This window comes from Comamonas sp. BIGb0124, assembly GCF_003752175.1.
In the GTDB taxonomy this organism is placed as follows: Bacteria; Pseudomonadota; Gammaproteobacteria; order Burkholderiales; family Burkholderiaceae_C; genus Comamonas_F.
Genome location: NZ_RJVF01000008.1, coordinates 584926 through 610984 on the forward strand (window position 1 = coordinate 584926; position 26059 = coordinate 610984).

Annotated in this window: 24 protein-coding genes and 1 pseudogene; 15 read left to right on the forward strand and 10 right to left on the reverse strand. The window is 64.8% G+C overall.

Annotation, left to right across the window (positions count from 1 at the left end):
* Window positions 1-35: 35 nt before the first annotated feature.
* The 6 genes and pseudogenes from EC845_RS03860 to EC845_RS03885 all read right to left on the reverse strand — a co-directional run.
* Window positions 36-1289: pseudogene (locus tag EC845_RS03860) on the reverse strand (tyrosine-type recombinase/integrase); the annotation flags it as partial.
* Window positions 1290-1594: 305 nt separating this feature from the next.
* The gene (gene guaA, locus EC845_RS03865; protein WP_123295872.1) at window positions 1595-3214 is read right to left on the reverse strand and encodes a glutamine-hydrolyzing GMP synthase; all 1620 of its coding nucleotides are present in this window, start codon (window positions 3212-3214) and stop codon (window positions 1595-1597) included.
* A gap of 54 nt (window positions 3215-3268) precedes the next feature.
* On the reverse strand, window positions 3269-4621 hold the full coding sequence (locus EC845_RS03870) for an MFS transporter (RefSeq protein ID WP_255416892.1): 1353 nt from the start codon (window positions 4619-4621) through the stop codon (window positions 3269-3271).
* Complete coding sequence (gene guaB, locus EC845_RS03875) at window positions 4611-6080, reverse strand: IMP dehydrogenase (protein ID WP_123295874.1); 1470 nt, start codon at window positions 6078-6080, stop codon at window positions 4611-4613. Before guaB ends, EC845_RS03870 begins: the two co-directional genes overlap by 11 nt.
* A gap of 158 nt (window positions 6081-6238) precedes the next feature.
* Entirely contained in the window at window positions 6239-6577 is a 339-nt protein-coding gene (locus EC845_RS03880) for an RnfH family protein (protein ID WP_123295875.1), read from the reverse strand.
* Window positions 6577-7038 (reverse strand): type II toxin-antitoxin system RatA family toxin, encoded by a 462-nt coding sequence (locus EC845_RS03885; protein ID WP_123295876.1) that lies wholly within the window; start codon window positions 7036-7038, stop codon window positions 6577-6579. The genes EC845_RS03880 and EC845_RS03885 overlap by 1 nt, the downstream gene beginning before the upstream one ends.
* A gap of 129 nt (window positions 7039-7167) precedes the next feature.
* Between EC845_RS03885 and smpB the strand changes: the two genes are divergently transcribed.
* The gene (gene smpB, locus EC845_RS03890; protein WP_123295877.1) at window positions 7168-7653 is read left to right on the forward strand and encodes an SsrA-binding protein SmpB; all 486 of its coding nucleotides are present in this window, start codon (window positions 7168-7170) and stop codon (window positions 7651-7653) included.
* A gap of 153 nt (window positions 7654-7806) precedes the next feature.
* Here the strand turns inward: smpB and ppa are convergent, their stop codons facing one another.
* The gene (ppa, locus tag EC845_RS03895; RefSeq protein ID WP_123295878.1) at window positions 7807-8334 is read right to left on the reverse strand and encodes an inorganic diphosphatase; all 528 of its coding nucleotides are present in this window, start codon (window positions 8332-8334) and stop codon (window positions 7807-7809) included.
* 174 nt (window positions 8335-8508) lie between these two features.
* Between ppa and aat the strand changes: the two genes are divergently transcribed.
* From aat to EC845_RS03910, 3 genes are all read left to right on the forward strand, one after another.
* Window positions 8509-9276, forward strand: a complete 768-nt coding sequence (gene aat / locus EC845_RS03900) for a leucyl/phenylalanyl-tRNA--protein transferase (protein WP_123296346.1) — start codon at window positions 8509-8511, stop codon at window positions 9274-9276.
* 62 nt (window positions 9277-9338) lie between these two features.
* Window positions 9339-10088, forward strand: a complete 750-nt coding sequence (locus tag EC845_RS03905; protein ID WP_123295879.1) for an arginyltransferase — start codon at window positions 9339-9341, stop codon at window positions 10086-10088.
* A 90-nt stretch (window positions 10089-10178) separates the two neighbouring features.
* The gene (locus tag EC845_RS03910; RefSeq protein ID WP_123295880.1) at window positions 10179-10967 is read left to right on the forward strand and encodes an IclR family transcriptional regulator; all 789 of its coding nucleotides are present in this window, start codon (window positions 10179-10181) and stop codon (window positions 10965-10967) included.
* Window positions 10968-11021: 54 nt separating this feature from the next.
* Here the strand turns inward: EC845_RS03910 and EC845_RS03915 are convergent, their stop codons facing one another.
* Together EC845_RS03915 and pssA are read right to left on the reverse strand one after the other, a co-directional pair.
* Window positions 11022-12167 carry a D-alanyl-D-alanine carboxypeptidase family protein gene (locus EC845_RS03915; RefSeq protein ID WP_123295881.1) on the reverse strand — a complete coding sequence of 382 codons (1146 nt, stop codon included), beginning with the start codon at window positions 12165-12167 and terminating at the stop codon, window positions 11022-11024.
* 291 nt (window positions 12168-12458) lie between these two features.
* A complete protein-coding gene (gene pssA / locus EC845_RS03920; protein ID WP_123295882.1) occupies window positions 12459-13262 on the reverse strand; it encodes a CDP-diacylglycerol--serine O-phosphatidyltransferase in 804 nt (267 codons plus the stop codon).
* A gap of 169 nt (window positions 13263-13431) precedes the next feature.
* Here pssA and EC845_RS03925 point away from each other — a divergent pair, with 169 nt between their 5' ends.
* The 10 genes from EC845_RS03925 to fdxA all read left to right on the forward strand — a co-directional run bounded on the left by EC845_RS03925 (window position 13432) and on the right by fdxA (window position 24190).
* A complete protein-coding gene (locus tag EC845_RS03925; RefSeq protein ID WP_123296347.1) occupies window positions 13432-13779 on the forward strand; it encodes a winged helix-turn-helix domain-containing protein in 348 nt (115 codons plus the stop codon).
* Between the two features lie 243 nt (window positions 13780-14022).
* Window positions 14023-14712: a molybdate ABC transporter permease subunit gene (gene modB, locus EC845_RS03930; protein ID WP_123296348.1), complete on the forward strand. Its 690-nt coding sequence runs from the start codon at window positions 14023-14025 to the stop codon at window positions 14710-14712.
* Window positions 14713-14728: 16 nt separating this feature from the next.
* The gene (gene modA, locus EC845_RS03935; protein WP_123295883.1) at window positions 14729-15508 is read left to right on the forward strand and encodes a molybdate ABC transporter substrate-binding protein; all 780 of its coding nucleotides are present in this window, start codon (window positions 14729-14731) and stop codon (window positions 15506-15508) included.
* 61 nt (window positions 15509-15569) lie between these two features.
* Window positions 15570-16340 carry an ATP-binding cassette domain-containing protein gene (locus EC845_RS03940; RefSeq protein WP_123295884.1) on the forward strand — a complete coding sequence of 257 codons (771 nt, stop codon included), beginning with the start codon at window positions 15570-15572 and terminating at the stop codon, window positions 16338-16340.
* Between the two features lie 395 nt (window positions 16341-16735).
* Window positions 16736-18814, forward strand: a complete 2079-nt coding sequence (locus EC845_RS03945; protein WP_158615608.1) for an EAL domain-containing protein — start codon at window positions 16736-16738, stop codon at window positions 18812-18814.
* 264 nt (window positions 18815-19078) lie between these two features.
* Entirely contained in the window at window positions 19079-20860 is a 1782-nt protein-coding gene (locus EC845_RS03950) for a nitrite/sulfite reductase (RefSeq protein ID WP_123295886.1), read from the forward strand.
* Window positions 20857-21273, forward strand: coding sequence for a DUF934 domain-containing protein (locus EC845_RS03955; RefSeq protein ID WP_199739719.1), 417 nt, complete (start codon window positions 20857-20859; stop codon window positions 21271-21273). Before EC845_RS03950 ends, EC845_RS03955 begins: the two co-directional genes overlap by 4 nt.
* Window positions 21274-21404: 131 nt before the next feature.
* Window positions 21405-22349, forward strand: coding sequence for a sulfate adenylyltransferase subunit CysD (gene cysD / locus EC845_RS03960; protein WP_123296350.1), 945 nt, complete (start codon window positions 21405-21407; stop codon window positions 22347-22349).
* A 59-nt stretch (window positions 22350-22408) separates the two neighbouring features.
* Window positions 22409-23671, forward strand: coding sequence for a sulfate adenylyltransferase subunit 1 (locus EC845_RS03965; protein ID WP_233597921.1), 1263 nt, complete (start codon window positions 22409-22411; stop codon window positions 23669-23671).
* Between the two features lie 183 nt (window positions 23672-23854).
* Window positions 23855-24190 carry a ferredoxin FdxA gene (fdxA, locus tag EC845_RS03970; RefSeq protein WP_123295887.1) on the forward strand — a complete coding sequence of 112 codons (336 nt, stop codon included), beginning with the start codon at window positions 23855-23857 and terminating at the stop codon, window positions 24188-24190.
* 171 nt (window positions 24191-24361) lie between these two features.
* Here fdxA and EC845_RS03975 read toward each other — a convergent pair whose 3' ends face one another.
* Window positions 24362-25147, reverse strand: coding sequence for a helix-turn-helix transcriptional regulator (locus tag EC845_RS03975; protein WP_123295888.1), 786 nt, complete (start codon window positions 25145-25147; stop codon window positions 24362-24364).
* Window positions 25148-25251: 104 nt separating this feature from the next.
* Here EC845_RS03975 and EC845_RS03980 point away from each other — a divergent pair, with 104 nt between their 5' ends.
* Window positions 25252-26058 carry a sulfite exporter TauE/SafE family protein gene (locus tag EC845_RS03980; protein ID WP_123295889.1) on the forward strand — a complete coding sequence of 269 codons (807 nt, stop codon included), beginning with the start codon at window positions 25252-25254 and terminating at the stop codon, window positions 26056-26058.
* The last annotated feature ends 1 nt before the right edge of the window (window position 26059 follow it).

The following is a 26059-nucleotide window of genomic DNA, read 5'->3' on the forward strand; positions in this document are numbered from 1 at the left end:
CGGCAAGGTTGTCAAGTGACAACCTTGCCGCTACATCAGGCCATCGCGCTCAATACCGGGACAACCACGTTGTCCGGCATCAGCTTCGGCACGTAGGTCTGTCCGTCGATCCAGGCATCGACCATGTTGGCCCACTCCTGCAGCATGTGGCGCCGCTGCTCGGCGTACTCGGCCTTGTTGTAGATCGAGCGCGAGGAGCGCCCTTCCTCGTGCGCAAGGCATTTCTCGATCCAGTCGCGGTTGAAGCCGATCTCGTTGAGCAGCGTCGAGCCCGTGCGGCGCAGATCGTGGACGGTGAACGGCTCCAGCGGCAGGCCTGCAGCCTTCGCCCGCTGCGCCACGATCTGCGTAACCCGGTTGAGGGTCGCATGGGACATGCTCCGGTCGGAGTCGTAGCGCGACGGCAGCACGAACTTCGATCCGGCCGCACAGGTGTGCAGCGCCACCAGGATGTCCAGCGCCTGGCGCGACAGGTAGACCACATGCGGGTTGCGTCCCTTCATCCGCTGCTTCGGAACGGTCCAGGTCGCGCTCTCAAAATCAACCTCGTCCCAGGTGGCCTCGATCAACTCGCTCTTGCGCACCAGCGTCAGCAGGATCATGCGCAGTGCCAGCCGAATGGTGGGATAGGTGGCCACCGACTCCATCTGCCGTGACATCAGGCGGATCTCCAGCGGCGACAAGGCGCGGTCCTTGGGCACGAAGGTCGCGATCGACGCCGCGCCCACGTCGGCCGCCGGGTTGTCCACTTTCTCACCATGCAGGATGGCGAAGGCATAGACCTGCTTCACGATGTCGCGGACATGCACCGCCGTGGCCGGGGCGCCCCGCCCCTTCACCTTGCCGCACAAGGCGCGCAAATCATCGGCGGTGATTTCGTTGAGCAGGCGGTTCTGGAAAGCCGGCAGGATGTCCCGATCGACGATGCTCTTGCGCATCGCTCGCGTGCTGTCGGCCATCCTGGCGCCGGCCAGCCATTGGGCGGTCATATCGCCAAAGTTCTTGGCGGCGGTCAGGCGGCGCTTCTCGCGCTGCTTCTCGTGCGCCGGGGACTTGCCCTGGGCGACGGCCTTCTTGGCGTCCAGCAGCTTCTCACGGGCCATGGCCAGCGAAATACCGGACAGGCCATACCGGCCAATGGTCAGTGTCTCCCGCCGGCCGTTGAGACGGTAATCGAAGCGGAAAGTGACGGTACCGGTGGGCGATACCGTCACGTACATGCCGTCACGGTCGGAAGCCTTGTAAGTCTTGGACTTAGGCTTGAAATTGCGCAGTGCGGTGTCGGTAAGACATCGAGGTTTTTACTCCTGTTCATGACGGCTTTTACCGTCAGGGGTCAGGAGACCTGCTGATGCCTGGAAAGCCGCATGAAACAAGCTTTCCGGAGGAGCGTTTTACCGTCAAAGACCGTTTTGGTCTCGACAGTAAACAAGGAGGTCTTAATCCGGCCTCCGGTTCGTACCGTCACCGCTACCGTCAATCCGTTGCGCTACCCGGCGATAGTCACCGATAGCTGCCGTGACGTATTTACTTTTAAATCAACACGTTACGACGATTTTTCGATAGCTGGCGATAGTCCTCGAAGGACGTCAAATCACTCCCACTCAATCGTCGCCGGCGGCTTGCTGCTCACGTCGTACGTCACGCGGTTGATGCCACGCACTTCGTTGATGATGCGGCCCGAGACCTTCTTGAGCAGCGCATACGGCAGCTCGGCCCAGTCGGCGGTCATGAAATCGCTGGTCTGCACGGCACGCAGGGCCACGACGTAGTCATAGGTGCGGCCATCGCCCATCACGCCCACGCTCTTCACCGGCAAGAAAACGGTGAAGGCCTGGCTGGTCAGTTCGTACCAGGTCTTGCCGCTGACTTCGTCCTTGAAGTTGCGCAGTTCCTCGATGAAGATTGCATCGGCTTCGCGCAGCAGATCGGCATATTCCTTCTTGACCTCGCCCAGAATGCGCACGCCCAGGCCGGGGCCGGGGAACGGGTGGCGATACACCATGTCGGGCGGCAGGCCCAGGGCCACGCCCAGTTCGCGCACTTCGTCCTTGAACAGCTCGCGCAGCGGCTCGAGCAGCTTCAGGCCCAGTTGCTCGGGCAAGCCACCCACGTTGTGGTGGCTCTTGATGGTGACGGCCTTCTTGCTCTTGGCGCCGCCCGATTCGATCACGTCCGGGTAGATCGTGCCCTGGGCCAGGAAGGTCGCACCCTTGTGGCCCTGGCCGCTGGCCACCAGCTTGGCCGCCTCGGCCTTGAACACTTCCACGAACTCGCGGCCGATGATCTTGCGTTTGGCTTCCGGATCGTTCTCGCCCACCAGCTTGCCCAGAAACTGCTCGGCGGCGTCCACATGCACCACACGTGCATGCAGCTTGCCGGCAAACATCTCCATGACCATCTTGCCTTCGTCCTTGCGCAGCAGGCCGTGGTCCACAAACACGCAGGTCAGCTGATCGCCGATGGCGCGGTGGATGAGCGCTGCCGCAACCGACGAATCCACGCCGCCCGACAGGCCGAGGATGACTTCCTCGTCGCCCACTTGCTCGCGGATGGAAGCGACGGCTTCCTCGATGTAGTCGCCCATGATCCAGTCGGGCTGCACGCCGCAGATGCCCAGCACGAAGCGCTCGAGCAACGCCTTGCCCTGCACCGTGTGCGTGACTTCGGGGTGGAACTGCACGGCATAGAAACCGCGTGCCTCGTCGGCCATGCCGGCAATGGGGCAGCTCGGCGTGCTGGCCATGAGCTTGAAGCCCGGCGGCAGTTCGGTGACCTTGTCGCCATGGCTCATCCACACGCGCAGCATGCCGTGGCCTTCGGCGGTGGTGAAGTCGGCGATGTCCTTGAGCAGCGGGGTGTGGTTGTGCGCCCGCACTTCGGCATAACCGAACTCGCGCTTGTGGCCGCCCTCGACCTTGCCGCCGAGTTGCTGCGCCATGGTCTGCATGCCGTAGCAGATGCCCAGCACGGGCACGCCCAGATCGAACACGGCCTGGGGAGCCTTGTCGGTGGTGTCTTCATACACGCTGGCATGGCTGCCGGACAGGATGACACCCTTCAGGTTGCCGTCGGCCGCATACTCGCGCACCCAGTCGCTGGTCACGTCGCAGGGATGGACTTCGCAGAACACATGCGCTTCGCGCACGCGGCGGGCGATCAGTTGGGTGACTTGTGAACCGAAGTCCAGGATGAGTATTTTTTGATGGGACATGGTGGGAGTCCAGGGACAGAAGACAAGACAAAAAACGGCGGCGGCAGTCGGACGTCAATCCGCACCGATCGGCGACTGGGCACGGGGCCCGGCGCCTTCGGCCCGCCGGCCGCGTTGCCTCACAAACAGAATCGCCAACACGCTGGCGGCGGCCAGCAGCAAGGCGCAGAAATAAAACGGGGTGCCGATGCGCCAGTCGCCCTGCGGCAAATGCGACACCATCACCAGCAGAGGCGCGGCGATCATCGGCGCCAGCACCGTGCTCAGGCTGTTGATGCCCGAAACCGCACCCATGGTGCGCCCCTGGGTACGGGAATCGGCGGCATTCGAGATCATGCTCTGCACCGCCGCCGTCACGCCGAACCCCAGCACATTGCAGGCGATGATCACATACATCATCCACCCCTGCGTCGCCAGGCCCCAGAGCAGGTAGGCCACGGTCGAGGACATCAGCCCCCACACCGCCACCCGCTCGGCACCCAGACGGCGCAGCATCCAGCCCAGCAGGCCGCCCTGCACCACGGCAGAGGTCAAGCCCACGGCAAACATCGACCAGCCGTTCTGCAACGGCCCCCAGCCGAACTTGAACTGCGTGTACAGCACCCAGGTGGTATGCAGCGTGAACTGGGCCAGCGAGGCCAGCATCACCACCGCCACCAGCGGGCGGACGCCTTCGAGCGCGCCCAGCGCCTTCAGCGAAGCGACCGGATTGGCGGCACGCCAGTTCCAGGGCTGACGGCGCTCCAGCGGCAGCGACTCGGGCAGCACAAAAAAGCCGTAGACGAGATTGGCGAATGCCAGCGTTCCCGCCACATAGAAGGGCAACCGGAGATCGATGGCACCGAGAATGCCGCCCATCACCGGACCCAGGATGAAACCCAGTCCGAACATCGCACCCAGCAGGCCGAAACGGCGTGCACGCTGCTCGGGCGGCGTGATATCGGCCACATAGGCCTGTGCCACCGATGCATTGGCCTGCATGAAACCGGCCGCCAGGCGCACCACGATCAGCATGCCCAGGCTCGTCGACAGCGCCGTGCCGAAAAAGCTCAGCATCAGGCCGCAGAACCCGATGAGCAGCACCGAACGGCGGCCATACCGGTCGGACAGCGTTCCAAGCACCGGCGCACCAAAGAAGTTGGCCACGCCGTACAGCAGGGTCAGCAGCCCGTACCAGTAGGCCTGGTCGTTCTGCGAGCCGGTGAAGCTGCCGACCAGAGGAGCCATCACCGGCACGATCAGGCCGATCGACACCATGTCGATCAGCACCGCGATCATGATGAACGGCATGGCGGCCTGCCGGCCCTGGGGGGCCGGCGCCGCACCGTCGGCGGCGTGCGGCCGGGCAGACGCCCGTGCGCCAGCGGAGGAAACCTCCGACTCGGGCGCGACGGGATCAGTCCGCACGGTAGTTGGGCGCTTCCTTGGTGATCTGCACGTCGTGGACATGCGACTCGCGGATGCCCGCGGCCGTGATCTGCACGAACGCAGCCTGATCCTGCATCTCTTCGATGGTGCCGCAACCGCAGTAGCCCATGGAAGCCCGCAGGCCGCCGGCCATCTGGAAGATGATGGCCAGGACCGAGCCCTTGTAAGGCACACGGCCTTCGATGCCTTCGGGCACCAGCTTGTCGGCGTTCGGGTTGCCGGTGGTGGCTTCCTGGAAGTAGCGGTCGGCACTGCCTTGCTGCATGGCGCCGATGCTGCCCATGCCGCGATAGCTCTTGTAGCTGCGGCCTTGGAACAGGATCACTTCGCCTGGGGCTTCTTCGGTGCCGGCAAACATGCCGCCCATCATGACGGTCGATGCGCCCGCGGCGATGGCCTTCGAGATGTCGCCGCTGAAGCGGATGCCGCCGTCGCCGATGAGCGGCACGCCGGTGCCCTTCAGGGCCTGGGCCACGTTGTCGATGGCGGTGATCTGCGGCACGCCGACGCCTGCCACGATGCGGGTCGTGCAGATCGAGCCGGGGCCGATCCCGACCTTGACGCCGTCGGCACCGGCTTCGACCAGGGCCAGCGCGGCTTCACCGGTGGCGATGTTGCCGCCGATGACTTCGATCTGGGGGTAGTTCTGCTTGACCCAGCGCACGCGTTCGATCACGCCCTTGCTGTGGCCGTGGGCCGTGTCGACCACGATCGCATCGACACCGGCCTTGACCAGCAGTTCGACACGTTCTTCGGTACCGGCACCCACGCCCACCGCAGCGGCCACGCGCAGGCGGCCCGAGGCGTCACGCGCGGCGTTGGGGAAGCTGGTCTGCTTGGTGATGTCCTTGACGGTGATCAGGCCCTTGAGCTCGAAATCGTCATTGACGACCAGCAGGCGCTCGAGCTTGTGCTTGTTGAGCAGCGCCTTGGCTTCGGCCGGCGTGGTGCCGTCGCGCACGGTGATGAGTTTGCCGCGCGGCGTCATGATTTCGCTGACGGGCACGTCGTAGCGGGTCTCGAAACGCAGATCGCGGCCGGTGACGAGGCCGACGACCTTGCCGCCGTCGCACACCGGGAAACCCGAGATGCCCAGGCGATCGGACAGTTCCATCACCTCGCGCACCGTGAATGTGGGGGTGATCACGACGGGATCACGCAGCACGCCGGATTCGTAACGCTTGACGCGAGCGACCTGGGCCGCCTGTTCCTCGGCGGTGAGGTTCTTGTGGACCACGCCGATACCGCCCTCTTGCGCCATGGCGATGGCCAGGCGGGCTTCGGTCACTGTATCCATTGCGGCAGAGACCAAAGGCAGATTCAGGCGGATATTGCGTGTAAACTGGGTCGAGAGCGATGTGTCCTTGGGTAGCACCTGGGAGAACGCAGGGACCAGCAGTACATCGTCGAATGTGAGCGCTTTGCCAAGTAGGCGCATGAGAATCTCCAAAAGAAGGATTGTACATTTGTCATCCGGGCGACGCATCGGTGCGCGTGACAAAGTACGACTTCCCGTGGGTGCTTCGATACACCCACCCGCCCCTTTCCTTATGGCGGCGGCAACCGGGCACCGCCCGAATCCAGTGTGTCCGTTCTTCAGTAACCGGATTTAGATCCCGGCCTGCGCTGTGCAAACAGACCCGTGGCGCGGGCGCCTTGCCGGCTGAACCGCTCGCGGCGCGCCACCTTCGGGTCGACCCTTAGCGCCCGGTAGAACTCCAGACGATCGCCATCGCGCAGCACACGCGCCAAGGCCACGCGCTCGCCCCATACGCCCGCTTCCAGCCCGCCGTCGCGAATCTGTGCCACCACGTCTTCGCCCAGAACATCGGCCACGTCAGGCAAGGCCTGTTCGATGGACACCTCCGCGGCCAGATCGAGCTGCACCTCGAGAACCTGCCTCTGTGCACCGGCGTAGACCAGTTGCACGCGCATCAGCCGTAGACCTGCTCGGCGCGTTTCACGAACGCATCGACCATGCTGGTGGCGATCTTTTCGAAAACGGGCCCGACGACGGCGGCCAGCGCGAAGTTGGAGAAACCGTAATTGAGCTTGAGCTCGACCCGGCAAGCGGTCACCGACCCGGGCGCGCCGCCCCCACCCACGGGGTTGAAGGTCCACTCGCCGTGCAGATTCGAGAAAGGCCCCTTGACCAGGTTCATGATCAGCTTGCGCACCTCGCCCTCGGCGATGTGGGTGTTGCGGGTGGTGAAACTCTGGTGCAGGGCGCCCAGCTTCATGCCGACCTCGCCGGTGAGGCCGTCGGCATGCCGCTCCAGTACCTTGGCCTGGTCGCACCAGGGCAAGAACTCCGGGTAATGCTCGACATCGGCCACCAGATCGAACATTTGCTGCGGGCTATACCAAATGAGGACGGATTTGTTGACGCTTTTCATACAATGGCGGGCTTGCGTAAGGGCCGCAGTCGGCGCATCACGCGCCCGAATTCGACGTTGATTGCTGATCGCTTCCGTGGAAGCCGTTGTCGCAATTGTAAGTTTGCCCTTCACCCTCATCTCTACCGCATGGCCAAGAAACCCACCACACCCGCTCAGAAATCCAGCCGCATCGCAGAAAACAAAAAAGCCGCGTTCAACTACTTCTTCGAAGAGCGCCACGAAGCCGGCATGGTCCTCGAAGGCTGGGAAGTCAAGGCCTTGCGCGAGGGCAAGGTGCAGTTGACCGACGGCTACGTGGTCATCCGCGAAGGCGAGATGTTCGTCATCGGCTGCCAGATCAATCCGCTCAAGAGCGCGTCCTCCCACGTCAATCCGGACGCCGTTCGGACAAAAAAACTGCTGCTCAAGAAAGACGAGATCAAGCGCCTGACCGTCAAGGTCGAGCAGAAGGGCTACACGCTGGTGCCCATCAATCTGCATTGGGCCAATGGCCGCGTGAAATGCGAGATCGCCCTGGCCAAGGGCAAGGCCGAACACGACAAGCGCGACGTCATCAAGGACCGCGAAGGCAAACGCGAAGTCGAACGCGTCATGAAGAGCCGCAACCGCTGACGGCCCGGGCCCGCTCGCACCCGCAAGGGCACGCATCGCTGCGGCGATTGGCGCCTGGCGCCTGGCGGGCCGCCCGATCCCCGAGCGGGATCGAGGGCAGTCGTCCGGGCCCGGTGCCCGGACTCGCAGGGGCTGTACACCAGCCCCTTGTCGTCAGCCCTTGTAGTTGGCGACGCCGTCGGTGATTTCCTTGTGGGCGGCTTCGATGCCTTCCCAGCCCAACACCTTGACCCACTTGCCCGGCTCGAGATCCTTGTAGTGCTCGAAGAAGTGGCTGATCTGCTTGAGCTGGATCGGGTTGAGGTCTTCCAGCTTCTGGATGTGGTTGTACAGCGGCAGAATCTTTTCGGTGGGCACGGCCAGGACCTTGCCGTCGATGCCGCTTTCGTCTTCCATCTTCAGGATGCCGATGGCACGGGCGGGCACCACCACGCCGGGCGGCAGCGGGAACGGAGTCAGCACCAGCACGTCGACCGGGTCGCCGTCGCCGGCCAGGGTCTGCGGCACATAACCGTAGTTGGCGGGATAGGTCATGGCCGTTCCCAGGAAACGATCCACGAACACGGCACCGCTGTCCTTGTCGACTTCGTATTTGATCGGGTCGGAATGCGCCGAGATTTCGATGACGACGTTGAATTGCTCAGGCAGTTTCTTGCCCGCGGGGACATTGGAAAAAGACATGGGTGTTGCCCTGGATGAAGTGATAAAGCTAAAAAAACATCCTGCCACCGGAGGCTTGCGCCACTCTTGCAGGAGCGGCGTGTATTCTACGTGTCCAAGCATGCCGACAGGATCGGCAGGCGGCCTGAACGCTTTCGACCGACCGTGCGACCCGCTCGCTTGTATTTCCCGCCCATGAGCAGAACCCCGACCGTCGCCCCGCTTCCCTGGCTGCAGCCCGGCGAGGCCTTCCCTCCCCCTCGTCTGGCATGGGACGCGCACGCGCCCCTGCCGGGCCTGCTGGCCGCCGGCGGGCAGCTCGACAGCGCAACACTCGCCCTCGCCTACGGCCAAGGCATCTTTCCGTGGTTCAGCCCGGGCGATCCCATCCTGTGGTGGAGCCCCGATCCCCGCATGGTGTTGCGCACGGCCGACTTCCGGCTCCACCGCTCGCTGCGCAAGACCTTGGCCCGCTTCAGGGTGCAGCCCGGCTGCGAAATCCGCTTCGACTCGGCCTTCGATGCGGTGATCCGCGCCTGCGCCGGCATGGCCCGGGCGGGACAGAACGGCACCTGGATCGTGCCCGACATCGTCGAGGCCTACGGCGACCTGCATCGGGCCGGCCTGGCCCACAGCGTGGAATGCTGGATGGACGGGCAACTGGCCGGTGGCCTGTACCTGGTCAATATCGGGCAGGCGGTGTTCGGCGAATCGATGTTCGCGCGCCGCACCGATGCCTCCAAGATCGCGCTGGCCGCGCTGGTGGCCTTCGCGCGCGCACACGCGCTCGACTTCATCGACTGCCAGCAGAACACCCGGCATCTGGCCTCGCTGGGTGCCCGGGAAATGCCGCGTGACGATTTCCTGGCCCTGGTGCACGGCGCGACCGGCAAGGCCCCACCCACCTGGCGCTTCGACGCCGTATACTGGCAGCAACTGCACGCGTCCGACGACGCGGGCTGACCGCATGATGGCCCTGGCCACGGCGCCGCTGCCGGCCAGAGCCTTTTTTCCCCTGCCCGCAGATGACCCGCCTGACCGACCTGCCCCTCCAGGCTCTGCAGTTCTACGCGACCGCGGCCTATCCGTGCAGCTACCTGCCCGACCGCCAGGCGCGCTCGCAAGTGGCCACACCCAGCCATCTCATCAACAACGATGTGTATTCGGGGCTGGTCTCGCAGGGCTTTCGCCGCAGCGGCATGTTCACGTACCGTCCCCATTGCGACGGCTGCAGGGCCTGCCTGCCGCTGCGTGTCGTCGCCCACGAATTCCAGCCCACGCGCAGCCAGCGCCGGGCCGATGCGCGGCATGGCCAACTGACCACACGGGTCTTGCGGCTGGGCTTCGTGGCCGAACACTACCAGCTCTACCTGCGCTACCAGAACAACCGCCACGCGGGCGGCGGCATGGATCAGGACAGCATCGACCAGTACACCCAGTTCCTGCTGCAGAGCCGCGTCAACTCGCGCCTGGTCGAGTTCCGCGACCCCACCGAAGACGGCTCGCCCGGCACCCTGCGCATGGTCAGCATGCTGGACGTGCTCAGCGACGGCCTCTCGGCGGTCTATACCTTCTACGACACAGACGGCCAGAACAGCTACGGCACCTACAACGTGCTCTGGCAGATCGAACAGGCCAGACGCATGAATCTGCCCTATGTGTACCTCGGCTACTGGATCCAGGAGAGTCCGAAGATGCAGTACAAATCGCATTTTCTGCCCCACGAGATCCTGATAGACCAAAACTGGAAAAAGGTTGTGAAAAACGAGCGGTAAATGCTATGAATATTCAAGCATGCTCGATCGCTTGCCGCACAGGATATTTCATAGGATAAAATTCGGGCTCTTTCGCTCTGAGCCCTCACAATGAAAAAAACCGACAGGCCATTGCCCACCACGCCCGCCATCCAGGTGATCGAGCGCATGTTTGCGCTGATCAATGTGCTTGCCGACAGCGAGGAGCCCATCTCCCTCAAGGAGATCAGCGAAAAGACAGGCCTGCACCCGTCCACCACCCACCGTATCCTCAACGATCTGGCCATCGGCCGGTTTGTCGACCGTCCCGAAGCCGGAAGCTATCGTCTGGGCATGCGGCTTCTGGAACTGGGCAATTTCGTCAAGGCCAGGCTCAACGTACGCGACGCGGCTGTCGAGCCCATGCGCGAACTGCACCGCCACATCCAGCAGCCGGTCAATCTCAGCGTGCGCCAGGGCGACGAGATCGTCTACATCGAGCGCGCCTACAGCGAGCGCTCGGGCATGCAGGTGGTGCGAGCCATCGGCGCGCGCGCCCCGTTGCATCTCACCTCGGTCGGCAAACTGTTCCTCGCGGCAGACGAACCCCAGCGGGTGCGTGCCTACGCCAACCGCACCGGCCTGCCCGGCCAGACCCACAACAGCATCACCCAGTTCGCCACGCTCGAACGCGAGCTGTCGAAGGCACGCCAGTACGGCACGGCCCGCGACAACGAAGAACTCGAACTGGGGGTGCGCTGCATCGCAGCCGGCATTTACGACGACCAGCATCGTCTGATCGCCGGCCTGTCCATCTCGGCGCCGGCCGATCGGCTGGAAGAAAAATGGCTGGCTCAGCTCCAGCACACCGCAGAGACGATTTCACGCGCGCTCGGTCACGAATCGGGCGAAGCCGCCTGAGCCCTGCGGCGGCGGCGCGATATCGCTGTCGCGCCCGCCCGCCCGGGTATCGCCTCAACTGTCGTTCAGGCTGGCGCGAGCCGATTGCATCTGTCCGCCCCGGTGATCGATGCTGGCTTCGAGCCAATGGCGCACACGCTGCGCATCGGCCAGGCGGCTCAGGCCGGGGCCCGAATCCAGGAACACCATGATGACCTTGCGGCCCGCCACGCGGCTCTGCATCACCAGGCAATGCCCGGCTTCAGAGATGTAGCCGGTCTTCTGCAGACCGATGTCCCAGTTGCCGCCACGCACCAGGCGGTTGGAGTTGTTGTACTGCAGCGTCCGCGAGCCGATGTTGACTTCGTGGTCGGGCGTCACCGACATCGCACTGACCATGGGATCGCGGTAGGCGGCATTGACCAGGATGGCCAGATCGCGCGCACTCGAGCGGTTTTCGCTGGACAGACCCGTGGGCTCCACATAGTGGGTGTCCTTCATGCCCAGCATGACGGCACGCGCATTCATCATGGCGACAAAGCGGCGCAGGCCTTCGGGATGGGTGCGGGCCAGCGCATGGGCGGCACGGTTCTCGCTGCTCATGAGCGCGAGCTGCAGCATCTCGCCACGCGTCAGGCGTGTTCCCACGGGCAGGCGCGAGGAGGAATGCTTGAGCGTGTCGACATCGTCCTGCGTGATGGCCAGCACTTCGGTCAGATCGAGCCCGGCTTCGCTGACCAGCAGGCCGGTCATCAGCTTGGTGAGCGAGGCGATGGGCAGCACGGCCTGATCGTTCTTGCTGAACAGCACCTCGTGCGTGTCCTGATCGACGACCAGCGCGACGCTGGCCTTGAGGGCGAGCGGATCGTGGGCACCGTGCAGGCCGGCGGCCTGGCCCAGCGACAGGCTGGCGGCAGGCGCCACGGCAGCGGCAACCACCTTCTTGGCGATGCTGCCTTTGCTGGGCGGGTTCTTGCGTGCGACACGGGCAGACGAGGCGCCCTTCTTGGGTGCAGCCTTGGCGGTGGCCTTCTTGGCCGTCGACTTGCTGCGGCTGGCCGTCGCCTTGGGCTCGGCCTTCTTTTTGCTGGTGGCGACCGGCTTCTTGGTCTGTGCGGCGGCAGCCTGTGCGGTGTGCGACAGGCCGAACCCGAGACTCAGCACCAGGCCCGTCACGGCAAGGAAACGGGTCACACTCTTGCGGGTATCACGGCGAAGCATGGCAGGCGCTCCAGATTGGCGAAAAAAGCCGGCATGGGGACTGCCGGCGGGAAACAACAAAAAACCCTTTTACGGCAACGACTTAGCGCAAAACCATTGAATTGCGCAAGCATGCCTAAAACGTCAACTGAAGTGAAGTTTATATAAAGAAAAAAAACCGCGCAATATCAAAGACTTGCGCGGCTTTATTAAATATGAAAAAAAGTGTAGCAAATGGCGTAATTGCTGGATTGCATCCCTTTTTCTACTGTGGTTGGATACAGCCTTCAGGCCTTCGCCGGCAATTCGGCTTCAATCCTCGTGCAGTCCGCGCTCTTCCGGCTCGTCCGTCGACATGCTGATCAGGCTGGTGCGACGGCCCTTGAGCTTGAGCCAGAGATAGACGCCGTAGCCGCTGAAACCGTAGGCCATGAACACCATGAACAGCATGCTGGGCGGATCGATGTTGATGACGGCAATGGCCAGAGCGATCAGCACGATGACGACGAACGGCACGCTCTTCTTCATGTGCACGTCCTTGAAGCTGTAGAACGGCACGTTGGTCACCATCGTCAGGCCCGCATACAGCGTCAGCGCGAACACGATCCACTCGACGTCGGTGCCGGCGATGCCGCCCTCGTTCATGAGCCAGACAAAACCCATCACCAGCGCGGCTGCGGCAGGGCTGGGCAGGCCCTGGAAGAACCGCTTGTCGACCACGCCCGTGTTGACATTAAAACGCGCCAGGCGCAACGCAGCGCAGGCGCAGTACACGAAGGCGGCGATCCAGCCCCAGCGTCCCAGGTCCTTGAGCGCCCATTCGTAGGCGATCAACGCGGGCGCGGCACCGAAGCTCACCATGTCGGCCAGCGAATCCATCTGTTCGCCGAAAGCGCTCTGGGTATTGGTGAGGCGGGCCACCCGGCCGTCGAGGCTGTCGAGCACCATGGCGCAGAACACGCCGATGGTCGCCAGGTCGTAACGCATGTTCATGGCCATCACGACGGCGTAGAAGCCGCCGAACAGCGCCGCGAGCGTGAACAGATTGGGCAGGATATAGATGCCCTTGCGGCGCTTGGGGGTCTCGCGGACGGGTGTGTCTTGTGGATCGAGCATGGGCAGTTGAAGTAGGAACAGGAGGGGCCAAGACCGCCTTGCCGCCGGGTCTTGGAAGGTGCTGGCCGAAAGGATGAGTTTAAGTCAGAGCAAGGGGACCGAACGCCAGGACGAATTCCTCTTCTATCATTGCGTCACGCCCTCGATTGCCCGACATGCGGCTCCCAACATGCCATCCAAAGTCCAATTCCGCCTGCGTGTCCTGCGCGACGACCAGATCGCCATGGGGCCCGGCAAGATCGACCTGCTCGAAGCCATCGCCCAGACCGGCTCGATTTCCGCTGCCGCCCGGCATTTCGGCATGTCCTACCGACGGGCCTGGCTGCTCATCGACGAAATGAACCGCGCACTCCGTCAACCTGCCGTGGTGACCGCCACCGGCGGCAACCATGGCGGAGGCACGGTGCTCACCGATGTCGGCCGCGACATCGTCCGTCACTACCGGTCGATCGAACAGACGGCGCGGCTGGCTGCGGCCGAAGACATCGCGGCGCTGACCCGTTTGCTGGCCCCCTGAGGCGATCGGGCCTGCGGTCACCCCCAACCAGGCCTGCGTTCCCGATTCGTCTGCCGACCGGCGGACCGCACAGGCGCCGCCCGGCCTGCCCCGCACGCCGCCCAACCATCTCCGCCCCTTGGGGTTCGACCACCGTTATATTCTGTAGAATACATGGCTGCGTTCGATGCGTGCCGGCACGGCATCGATCCGGACGACCTGCCGATGTCCCGCAGGTTGCGATTCGCCATCCTCTATATACCGATGAATACAACCGCGTGGTCCGACACGCTCCACGCCACGGATTGGTCGCCGCTCTGGCTCTCGCTGAAGGTCGCCGGCGTGGCAACCCTGGCGGCGCTGCTGCTCGGAATCGTGCTGGGCTGGCTCTTCGGCCGCAAGCGTTTCCCCGGCCGTCAGGTTCTCGAGGCGCTGTTTATGCTGCCGCTGGTGCTGCCCCCGACGGTCGTGGGCTACGCCATCCTGGTCGCGGCGGGCCGGCGCAGCGCCATCGGCGGCTGGCTGCGCGAGCATTTCGACTACACCATCATCTTCAGCTGGCATGGCGCGGTCGTGGCCTCGACCATCGTCGCCCTGCCCCTGGTGCTGAAATCCGCCTCGTCCGCCTTTGCCGGCGTCGACCGCACCCTCGAAGCCGCGGCCGCCACGCTGGGGCAATCCCGCCTGTCGGTGTTTCTGCGCGTGACGCTGCCGCTGGCTTGGCCCGGCATCCTCGCCGGCATGCTGCTGGCCTTCGCTCGCGCCATGGGCGAATTCGGCGCCTCGCTGATGGTGGCCGGCTCCATCCCCCGGCATACCCAGACGCTGTCCATGGCCATCTACGACGCCGTGCAGGCCGGCCAGGACGATCTGGCGCTGCTGCTCGTCATCGTCACCTCGGTGCTGTCCATCGTGATCCTGGTGGCGTCGAACCGTTTTCTGTCCAACCGTTGATCCGGAGCTTGATCCCATGACACTGTCCCGTACCCGCCGCCTGGCCCCTCTCGCCCGTCTGGCCGCCACATTCATCGCGACCCTGGCTCTGGCGGGCGCAGCCTCGGCCCAGCAGCTCACCGTGTCGGCCGCAGCCAGCCTGACCGATGCCTTCAAGGCGCTGGCGCCGCAATTCGAAGCCGGCAAACCCGGCGTGACCGTCCGCTACAACTTCGCCGCATCGGGCACGCTGCTGCAGCAGATCAGCCAAGGCGCACCCGTGGACGTGCTGGCCAGCGCCGATCAGGCCACCCTGGACCGCGGCGTGGAACAGAAGCTGCTCGACCCCGCCACGCGTGTCGATTTCGCCCGCAATACCCTCGTGCTGATCGAGCCCGCACAGGAAGGCCTGAAGCTCAAGACCCTGCAGGACCTGACCGGCGAGTCGGTCAAGAAGATCGCCATCGGCAAGCCCGCCTCGGTGCCCGCTGGCCGCTACACCCAGCAGTCGCTCGAAGCCGCTCGACTGTGGACGCCCCTGACGCCGAAGTTCGTGCAGGCCGACAGCGTCCGCCAGGTTCTCGACTACGTGAGCCGGGGCGAAGTCGAAGCCGGCTTCGTGTATCGCACGGATGCCGCGACGGCAGGCGACAAGATCAAGATCGTGCTGACCGCGACCGGCCACACGCCGGTGACCTACCCCGTCGCCGCCACCACGGACAGCGCCAACAAACAACTGGCCAAGGATTTCATCGCCTTCCTGGCGACGCCCGCCGCCCGCCAGGTGCTGGATCAATACGGTTTCGGCCAACCCTGATGCCTTGCTTCGTGCGTCATTCGAACGTGCCCCCGGCCCGTCGTCCCTGCCCGGCGGTCCCATGATCGACCTGCATATCCAGTTGGCCGTGGGCGATGCCCATCGTTCCTTCGACCTGGATGTCAGCTTGCAGAGTCCAGCAGGCTTCACCGCCTTCTACGGGCCTTCCGGCTCGGGCAAGACGCTGACCCTGCAGGCCATGGCCGGACTGCTGCGGCCGACCGCCGGCCACATCCGGGTGGCCGATCGCACGCTGGTGGACACCCGCCAGCGCATCTGGCTCGAACCCCGGCAGCGGCAACTGGGCTACCTGTTCCAGGACTACGCCCTGTTCCCCCACCTCTCGGTGCGCCAGAACGTGGTGTTCGGACTGACGTCCTGGCTGCGCCGCCGACCGTCGCCCGAGTCGCGCGCACGTGCCGACGAACTGCTCGAGCGGTTCGGCCTGACCGCCCTGGCCGACAGTCGGCCCGGGACGCTCTCGGGGGGGCAGAAACAACGGGTCGCACTGGCTCGGGCGCTGGCCACGCAGCCCCGTGCGCTGCTGCTCGACGAGCCCTTCTCGGCTCTCAACCCCATGCTGCGCCAGTCCATGCGACGTGAACTGGCACAGGTCCGCCGGCAGTGGGATATCCCGGTGGTCATGATTTCGCACGACATCGACGATGTGCTCGCGCTGGCCGACACCACTTTCCTGTTCGAGAACGGCCGCGCAGTCAGCCGGATCGACATGCACACTGCCGAGAGCCACAGCCTGCTCGCCGCCACCCAGCCGGCCTCTGCGCCGCTCACGCCTCATCAGCAGAGACTCAAGCGACTGCTGGGCGCCTAGCCAGGTTCAGCAACCGGTCGGCCCGTCGTTTTCGCCCGCTGCCCGTGCGGGTTGCGCAAGAGATACGGGTGGATTGCGGACGCCACGAACTCCCGGCGGGCCGGCGGCGTTGTTTGTTTGCGGCAAATCCCTGCAATCTCAAGGTTCGGAGCAAGGCACTCAAGTCCCGCGCGGCCTTGCCGATATAACATGCGCATCGCGACGCCTGCCCGGCCTCGTGGGCCGCGTTTCGCGCGCCACGAGGCCGGGCAGGTGCACACCGCTCGAATTTGAATCAACAGGGGGAACAGGCACCGGCCAGGTACCGCATGACGCGGTGGCTGCCGCATGCTTGCGGGTCGTCAGAGCCGCTGTCTTTCACAGACGGCGCCTGCTGCCGCGTGCCATCAAGATCTATGTCCGACCAGACCAACCGCAGCCTGCCCGGCGCTCACCAGGAACTGTCCTACCGCTTGCTGGTGCAAGGCGTGACCGACTACGCGATCTACATGCTGGACCCGAACGGACGGGTCATGAGCTGGAACGCCGGTGCCCGCCGCTTCAAGGGCTACGAGGCCGGCGAAGTCATGGGCCACCATTTCGGCATGTTCTATACCCCCGAAGACCGGGCGCGCGAACTGCCTCAGAAAGGGCTGTCCACCGCCCAGTCGCAAGGACGGTTCGAGGCCGAGGGCTGGCGTCTGCGCAAGGACGGCAGCGCGTTCTGGGCCCATGTGATCATCGACCGCATTCATGACAACGACGGCCGGTTCATCGGTTTTGCAAAGATCACGCGCGACTGCACCACGCAGCGCGAGGCAGCCGAGGAACTGCGAACCGTGCAGAAGAACCTGGCATTGGCTCTCGAGCACATGGCGCGTGGACTGGCGCTGTTCGACGAAAACGAGATCCTGATCCTGCACAACAACAAGTTGCCGGGCATTCTGGGCGCACCGGAAACCGTCGACTTCCGCGGCAAGTCGCTGCGCGAGCTCTGTCGTCTGGTGCTGTCCTGGCGTCACGCCGACCGCGCCATACAGCCCGCCGAGATCGAGGAGCTCTACCAGGCACACCGCGCCATCGTGACCGAACCCGAAGGCGGCGAGATCCTCCGGCAGTACGCCAACGACCGGGTCATCCGCATCAGCCACAGTCCCATCGGCGATGGATCGTGGGTCACGGTGGCCGAGGACATCACCGAGCGCAAGCGATCCGAGGCCCGGATGTCGTACATGGCCAGCCACGATGCGCTGACGGGGCTGCCCAACCGGGCCAGCTTTCTGCAAAGGCTCGACCAGCGGCTCGAAGCCCTCGCGCAACGCCCGGGCGATTCGCTCGCGGTGATCAACCTCGACCTCAACCGCTTCAAGGAAATCAACGACACCTACGGCCACGCGATCGGAGACAAGGTGCTGCGCCAGCTGGCCCAGAGCATGACCGCCGTTCTGGCGGGCGACGACGAGTTCGTGGCACGGTTCGGCGGCGACGAGTTCGCGGCGTTCAAGGTCTATACCAAAGCCGATGCGCTGCACGACTTCATCCACCGGCTCGAAACCGCGCTGCGCACCAAGGTCGACATCGACCGGTTGGTGGTGTCTCTCGACGCCTCGCTGGGGGTGTCCGTCTACCCGGCCGACACCGTCGACCGCGACAAGCTGCTGATCAACGCCGATCTGGCCATGTACCGCGCCAAGGCCGCCATCGAGGAAAAAGTCTGCTTCTACGAAGCGCAGATGGACGAAGCGGCCCGCGCGCGGCGCACCCTGGCCAAGGACATCTGGGTCGCCATCGAGCAAGAGCAGTTCTTCCTGCACTACCAGGTGCAGCGCTCACTGGTGCACGATCGGATCACGGGCTACGAAGTGCTGCTGCGCTGGCGTCACCCGACGCTGGGGCTGATCTCGCCGGCCACCTTCATTCCGATCGCCGAGGAATGCGGCGCCATCATCCCGATCGGCGAGTGGGTGCTCGAGACCGCCTGCCGACAGGCCACGGCTTTTCCGCTGAACCACCGCATCGCCATCAACCTGTCCCCGGTCCAGATCGTCAGCACCAATCTGGTGAACAAGGTGCGCCAGGTTCTGCGCGACACCGGCCTGCGGCCCGATCTGCTCGAACTCGAAGTGACCGAAACCGCCATCATCAGCGACACCAGCCGCGCGCTGAGCGTGCTGCAGCGGATCCGCGAGCTGGGCGTGAGCATCGCCCTCGACGATTTCGGCACCGGTTACTCGTCGTTCCAGACGCTGCGCTCCTTCCCCTTCAACAAGATCAAGATCGACGGCAGCTTCGTCAACGAGATCGAGAGCAACCTGCAGGCCAAGGACATCGTGCGGGCCATCATTGCCCTCGGTCGCAGCCTGGGCATGCCCGTGCTGGCCGAATGCGTCGAGACCCGGGGCCAGATCGAGGTGCTGCGCCACGAAGGCTGCGCCGAAGTCCAGGGCTATCTGCTGGGCCACCCGGACGAACTGGCGGCAGTGCTTGCCCACTGAGAGAAGGGCCATGCCCGGGTCCGGCCGCACGAGCCGGCCAGCGACCGCTCGGCTGCAGGCGATCCGCAACGCCGGGATGCCTGAAACCTGCAGAGCCCGACGGGCTCAGTCAAGCTCATATAGCTGCTAAACATATATCCAAAATAAAATAATAGTTTGCTCCAATATGAATTTTTACTACAGTTCCTACACGCTCAGCGATGGGCCGCAATGATCCGGTGATCCGGATCGTTTGTGCCGCCTGAGCAGCAACCCCACAGAAACATGTATCAGTACACCGAATTCGACCATGCGTTCGTGCACAACCGCGCGGCGCAATTCCGTGACCAGCTCGAGCGCTGGCAGTCGGGCAAGATCTCGGAAGAAGAGTTCCGCCCGCTGCGCCTGCAGAACGGCTGGTACGTCCAGCGTTACGCACCGATGCTGCGCGTCGCCGTGCCCTACGGCGAGATCAGCAGTGCCCAGTTCCGCGTACTGGCCCGCATCGCCCGCGAGTACGACGAGCCCGAAGCCGAAGTCTACAAACAGGCCATGGATATCCAGGGCAAGCTCGGTACCCATTACCTGCCGACGCATTACGCCCACTTCACGACCCGCACCAACGTGCAGTTCAACTGGATTCCGCTGTCCAAGGCTGCCGATGTGATGGACCTGCTGGCCAGCGTCAACATGCACGGCATCCAGACCAGCGGCAACTGCATCCGCAACACCACCACCGACGAGCGTGCCGGCGTGGCCGTCGACGAGATCGTGGATCCCCGCCCCTACGCGGAAATCCTGCGCCAGTGGACGACGCTGCATCCCGAGTTCGCTTTCCTGCCCCGCAAGTTCAAGATCGCCGTCACCGGCGCCACCGAAGACCGTGCGGCCACCGGTTGGCACGACGTGGGCCTGCACGTGATCAAGAACGAAGCCGGCGAAGTCGGTTTCCGTGTCTTCGTGGGCGGCGGCATGGGCCGCACGCCCGTGGTGGGCGTCGTGATCCGCGAGTTCCTGCCCTGGAACCAGATCATGAACTACATCGAGGCCATCGTGCGGGTCTACAACCGCTACGGTCGCCGCGACAACAAGTACAAGGCCCGCATCAAGATTCTGGTCAAGTCCGAAGGCCAGGCCTATATCGACGACGTCGAGGAAGAGTACCGGCAGATCGTCGAGATCGACGGCGGCCCGCACACCGTGCCGCAGGAAGAATTCGATCGCGTGAAGGCCTTCTTCACCGAACCCGAGATCGCCCGCAGCAGCGCCGAGGAAACCGAGGCCGCACATCGTCTGCTGGCCCAGCACATGGCCGAGAACCCGGCTTTTGCCCGCTGGGTCGAGCGCAACGCCGCGCCGCACAAGAACCCCGCGCTGCGGGCCGTCACGCTGAGCTTCAAGCGCCGCCTGCAGGCGCCCGGCGATGCGTCGGCCGATCAGCTCGACGCCGTGGCCGACCTGGTCGACCGCTACTCGAGCGGCGAAGCACGCGTCACGCACGACCAGAACGTGCTGCTGCCCTGGGTGCCGGTCGCCCAGTTGCATGCACTCTGGAAAGACGCCCGCGACCTCGGTCTGGCCAGCACCAACGTGCACCTGCTCACCGACATGATCGCCTGCCCCGGCGGCGATTTCTGCGCCCTGGCCAATGCCCGCTCGCTGCCGATCGCCGAGGCCATCACCGAGCGCTACCAGGATCTCGACGAACTCGACGACATCGGCGAGATCGACCTGCACATCAGCGGCTGCATCAACTCCTGCGGCCACCACCACAGCGGCCATATCGGCATCCTCGGCGTCGACAAGGACGGCAAGGAGTGGTACCAGGTCACCTTGGGCGGTGCCGACGGCAGCGCCCTGAGCGGCCCCGCCGTGGCCGGCAAGGCGATCGGTCCGTCGTTCTCGGCCGCCGAAGTGCCGGACGTCATCGAGGCCGTGCTGACCACCTACCGCGACATCCGCGAGAACGGCGAAACGTTCATCAACACCGTGCGCCGCGTCGGCCTGGACCCCTTCAAGGCCGCCGGCAATTCCGCCCGCTTCAAGGTCGAGGAGGCCGTTTCGTGACTCAGCAGCACCTCAAGATCCTGGCCACGGCCGACCATCAGCCTGCGCAGGACGATCCGCGCATCGTGCACCTGGCCAACGACGCCGATCCGTTCACGCTGAAGGATCGGTTGGCCGACATCGACCGCATCGACCTGGACTTCCCCAATTTCACCGACGGACGTGCTTACAGCCAGGCCTACCTGCTGCGCCGGCGGCTGGGTTTCCAGGGCGACCTGCGCGCCACCGGCGACGTGCTGATCGACCAACTGGTGCAGATGCAGCGCACCGGTTTTTCCAGCGCGGTGCTCAAGGAAGGTGTCGATATCGCCGATGCACAGCGCCAGTTCGAACGCTTCGGCGGCTTCTACCAGGCCGATGCCGAAGTTCTGACCCCCGTGTTCAAGCGCGAGCTGGCCGACGCCAGCAGCTGAAGCTCTGCGGGTGCCGCGGCCATCGCCCGGCACCCTTGACGACCCGACCGCCCGTTTGTTTCCGGCGACGCACGGCCTATGCGAGGCCGCTGCATCGCCCCGTGTTTTTCTGAAGAATGGATCACCGCCTCATGAACGCCCGCAACGAATCCGCCGAACTGCTCGCTCCGGCCCAGGCGCTGAGCGACACGCACCTGAATGCGCTCGAGGAAGAAGCCATCTTCGTGCTGCGTGAAGTCGCGGCCGCCTTCGAGCGCCCCACCCTGCTGTTTTCGGGCGGCAAGGATTCTCTGGTGCTGCTCAAGCTGGCCGAAAAGGCCTTCGGCCAGGGGCGCATCCCTTATCCCCTGCTGATGATCGACACGGGACACAACTTCCACGAAGTCACCGACTTCCGCGACTTGCGTGCCGAACAGCTGCAGGCCAAGCTCATCGTGCGCAGCGTGGAAGACTCCATGAAGCGCGGCACCGTGCGCCTGGCGCGCCCGGACGAATCGCGCAACGTGCACCAGTCGGTCACGCTGCTCGAAGCCATCGAGGAGTTCCAGTTCGACGCCCTCATCGGCGGCGCCCGTCGCGACGAAGAAAAGGCACGCGCCAAGGAGCGCATCTTCTCGCACCGCGACAGCTTCGGCCAATGGCAGCCCAAGGACCAGCGCCCCGAGCTGTGGACGCTCTTCAATACCCGCCTGCAACCCGGCGAGCATTTCCGGGTGTTCCCGATCTCGAACTGGACCGAGCTCGACGTGTGGCAGTACATCGCCCGCGAATCCATCGCCCTGCCTTCGCTCTACTACACCCACAAACGCGACATCGTCGAGCGCAAGGGCCTGCTGGTGCCCGTGACCGAGCTGACCCCCGCCCGCGACGGCGAAGTCGTGCAGTCCCGCGACGTGCGCTTCCGTACCGTCGGCGACATCACCTGCACCTGCCCCGTCGACAGCCTGGCCGCCACGCCGGCCGATATCGTGATCGAGACCCTGGCCGCCGATGTCAGCGAACGCGGCGCGACGCGCATGGACGACAAGACCTCCGAAGCGTCGATGGAAAAACGCAAGAAGGATGGCTACTTCTGATGCGGCCTTCGGGTCGCATGCCATTCTCCGCCCCCTCCACCCCAGTTGGAACACGCCTCATGTCTCTCTCCCAACAAGCCGCCCTGCGCTTCATCACCTGCGGCAGCGTCGATGACGGCAAAAGCACGTTGATCGGCCGCCTGCTGGTCGACAGCCGCTCCGTCCTGCAGGACCAGCTCGCCAATGTCTCCAAGAGCGGAGAAGCCGATCTGGCCCAGTTCACCGACGGCCTGTCCGCCGAACGCGAACAGGGCATCACCATCGACGTGGCCTACCGCTACTTCTCGACCGCCCAGCGCAAGTTCATCATCGGCGATGCACCGGGCCACGAGCAGTACACCCGCAACATGGTGACCGCAGCCTCCAGCGCCGACGCCGCCGTGGTGCTGGTCGATGCCACCAAGCTCGACTGGCAATCGGCCGGCCTGGCCCTGCTGCCCCAGACCCGCCGCCACAGCCTGCTGGCTCAGTTGCTGCGCGTGCCGTCCATCGTGTTTGCCGTCAACAAGCTCGATGCCGTCGCCGATCCGGCACTGGCATTTGCCCATATCGCTGCGGCTCTCCAAGCCTTTGCCGAACAGGCCGGCATGCCGGTGCACGCCATCGTGCCCGTGTCGGCACTCAAGGGCCACAACGTGGTCGACAGCCAGCCCGGCTGGGCCGGCTACGAGGGCCCCAGCCTGCTGCAGGTGCTCGAGGCCCTGCCCAACACCCCGGCCGAAGCCGACGCGCCTTTCGCTTTCCCGGTTCAGTGGGTCGAGAAGTTCTCGGATTCTGCGGAAACCCAGCAAGGCCGCCGCGTGTACTGGGGCCGCGTGGCCGCAGGCACGGCACGCATCGGCCAACCCATTGCCGTTCTGCCCAGCGGGCAGCAGGCCGTGATCGCACAAGTGCTCGACCATGTCCGCCAGCCCCATGACGTCGCGGCTGGCCAGAGCGCCGGCATCGTGCTCGACCACGAAGTCGACATCTCGCGCGGCGACTGGCTGCTGGCACCGCAAGGCTACGAACCCAGCCGCACGCTGCGGGCGACCGTGGCTTGGCTCGACGACCAGCCGCTGGTCCCCGGCCGCGTCTACTGGGCCCTGCACGGCCACCGCTGGGTCAAGGCCAAGGTCCAGCGCATCGTCCACCGCCTCGACGTGCACACGCTCGAACGCCAGGACGCCACCGAGCTGCCCGCCAATGCCATCGGTGAAATCGAACTGGCACTGCAGGAAAACCTGGCCACCCGGCCCTACACGCAATCGCGGGCGCTGGGCTCGCTGGTGCTCGTCGACACCGCCAGCCACCGCACCGCCGGCGCACTGCTGGCACTGTAAAAACCGGAGCCGGGCCACCATGCCCGGCCACGTTCCATGGGGCGTACGCCACACAAGACCCTACAGCTGCCACCTGTGCCGAGCCTAGACGGCGAAACTCTTTAAAATCGTTCGTTTGGCCCGTACCGCGCGCAACAAGACGGCCCGGCCCCACGATACACATACGTCTCTACAGCTTCAGCCATGACTCACGTCGTTTCCGAAAACTGCATCAAGTGCAAATACACCGATTGCGTTGATGTCTGCCCCGTGGATTGCTTCCGCGAAGGCCCCAACTTCCTGGTGATCGATCCGGACGAATGCATCGATTGCGCCGTCTGCATTCCCGAGTGCCCGGCCAACGCGATCTTCGCCGAAGAAGATCTGCCGGCCGATCAGCTCGCTTTCATCGAAATCAACGCCGAGCTCGCTCGCGCCGCAGGCTGGAAAACCATCACCCGCCGCAAGGACTCGATGCCCGATGCCGACGAGTGGAACGGCAAGCCCGGCAAGATCGACGAGCTGATTCGCGACGCCTGAACAAGGCGCCGGCGCGACACGCCCGAAGGGTGTCGCTCTTGGCAAAGCCGGGGAGCAGGGTGCATTCCCCGAATGACCACGCACCCGAACGACCGCAGCATCCGACCGGGTGCCTGCGGTTTTTTTGTTTTGCGATAAGGTTCGCGGCTCCCGGCTGCACACGAGATGCCGTCAATCGGAACCCGGTGCCGCAGACGCACGGATGAAGTCCGACGGTGACTTTCCCAGCGCTTTGCGAAACATGGTCGAAAAAGCCCCGGGGCTGTCGTAGCCCAGCTCGAGTGCGACCTGCGTGACGGACTGCCCTGCCGACAGCCTGGACAGCGCCGCCAACAGGCAGGCCTGCCGCCGCCACTCGCCGAAGGACAGGCCGGTCTGCTGGCGAAAGAACCGGGCAAAGGTACGCAGGCTCCGGTGGGTGTCCCTGGCCCAGGCCTGTGGCGCCGACCGGATGTCGGGCTGCCTCAGGAACACCCGGCACAGCGCGGCCAACGAGGCATCGCGCGCAACGGGCGCGAACAGCGGCAAGGTCGGCGCCGTGCGCAGTTCATGCAGGATGAGCTGCACCACGGCCCCGTCGCGCCCGTTCTCGTCGTACAGCGCGGCAATGCCTGCCGAAGCCAGCAGCAGCTGATGCAGCAAGGGCGAGATGCTCAGGACCTCGCAGCCCGTGGCCGCACGCGGCGCCGCATCGGGTTCGATGTACACGCTCCGCGTACTGACGCCTTGCATGCGAACCTTGTGCCGGTGCCCGGCCGGAATCCACACACCGCTGAACGGCGGCACGACCCACGCCCCATCGTCGGTTTCGACCTCCATCAGGCCCGTCATGCCGTACAGCAGTTGCGCGCGGCGATGGGTGTGCGTATCGAGCAGGGTTCCGGCGGGATAGTCGGTGCCGATCGCGATCAGCGGACGTGCCACGGCATCGACGGACTGCAGAGCGGTGTTGAGCATGGCGCGATCCTCTTGGCCGAAATGCGAACATGATTGGCCAATCGACGAATGCAGGCCACCAACGCGCAGTCTATCGTGCAGTTTTGGATTCGGGACGACACGCGATGTACACGCTTTTGCTTTTCGCGGGCTGCCTGGCTGGCATCACCACGGTGCTGTTCGGCTTCGGCGGCGGTTTTGTCATCGTGCCGCTGCTCTACGCCGTGCTGACGGCAACGCCGGCGGCAGACCTCGGGCAGCCCAACGCCGCCATGCACATTGCCGTGGCCACCTCGACGGCCGTCATGGTCTTCGGCGCGGGCATGGCCACGCTCCGCCATCACCGGGCCAAGACCGTGCCCTGGCATGAAGTCCGGCCGCTGAGCGTCTATCTCGGCCTGGGTGCGATCGGCGGCGCGGCCGCGGCACTGGCCCTGAGCGGCGACCGGGTGAAATGGGCCTTCATGGCCTACCTGGCGGTCAGCCTGCTCGATGCCTTCCTGCGGCCCGGCTTCATGCACCAAACGCGGCCGTCGATCAGACCCATGGGCCGGACGCTCACGGCGGCTGCCGGGCTGCTCATCGGCTGCGTCTCGGCCCTGCTGGGTGTGGGGGGCAGCGTGATGACCGTACCGCTGATGCGAAGGCGGGGTGCCAGCATGACGGCAGCCACGGCCATGGCCAGTCCCTTGTCGCTGCCCATGGCGGTCGCCGGCACCGCGACCTACATGCTGCTCGCCGGAGAGCCCACGTCCCTGGGTCCCTGGCACGCCGGTTATATCGATCTCCGGGCCTTCCTGGCCCTGGCCGCCGGGTCATGGCTGGGCATCCGGCTGGCGGCGCCCTGGATCGGGCGCATCCCCGACGCGCTTCACGCCAGGGTGTATCTCGGGTTGCTGGGCCTGATCCTGATCGTCATGCTGGCGCTGTGAC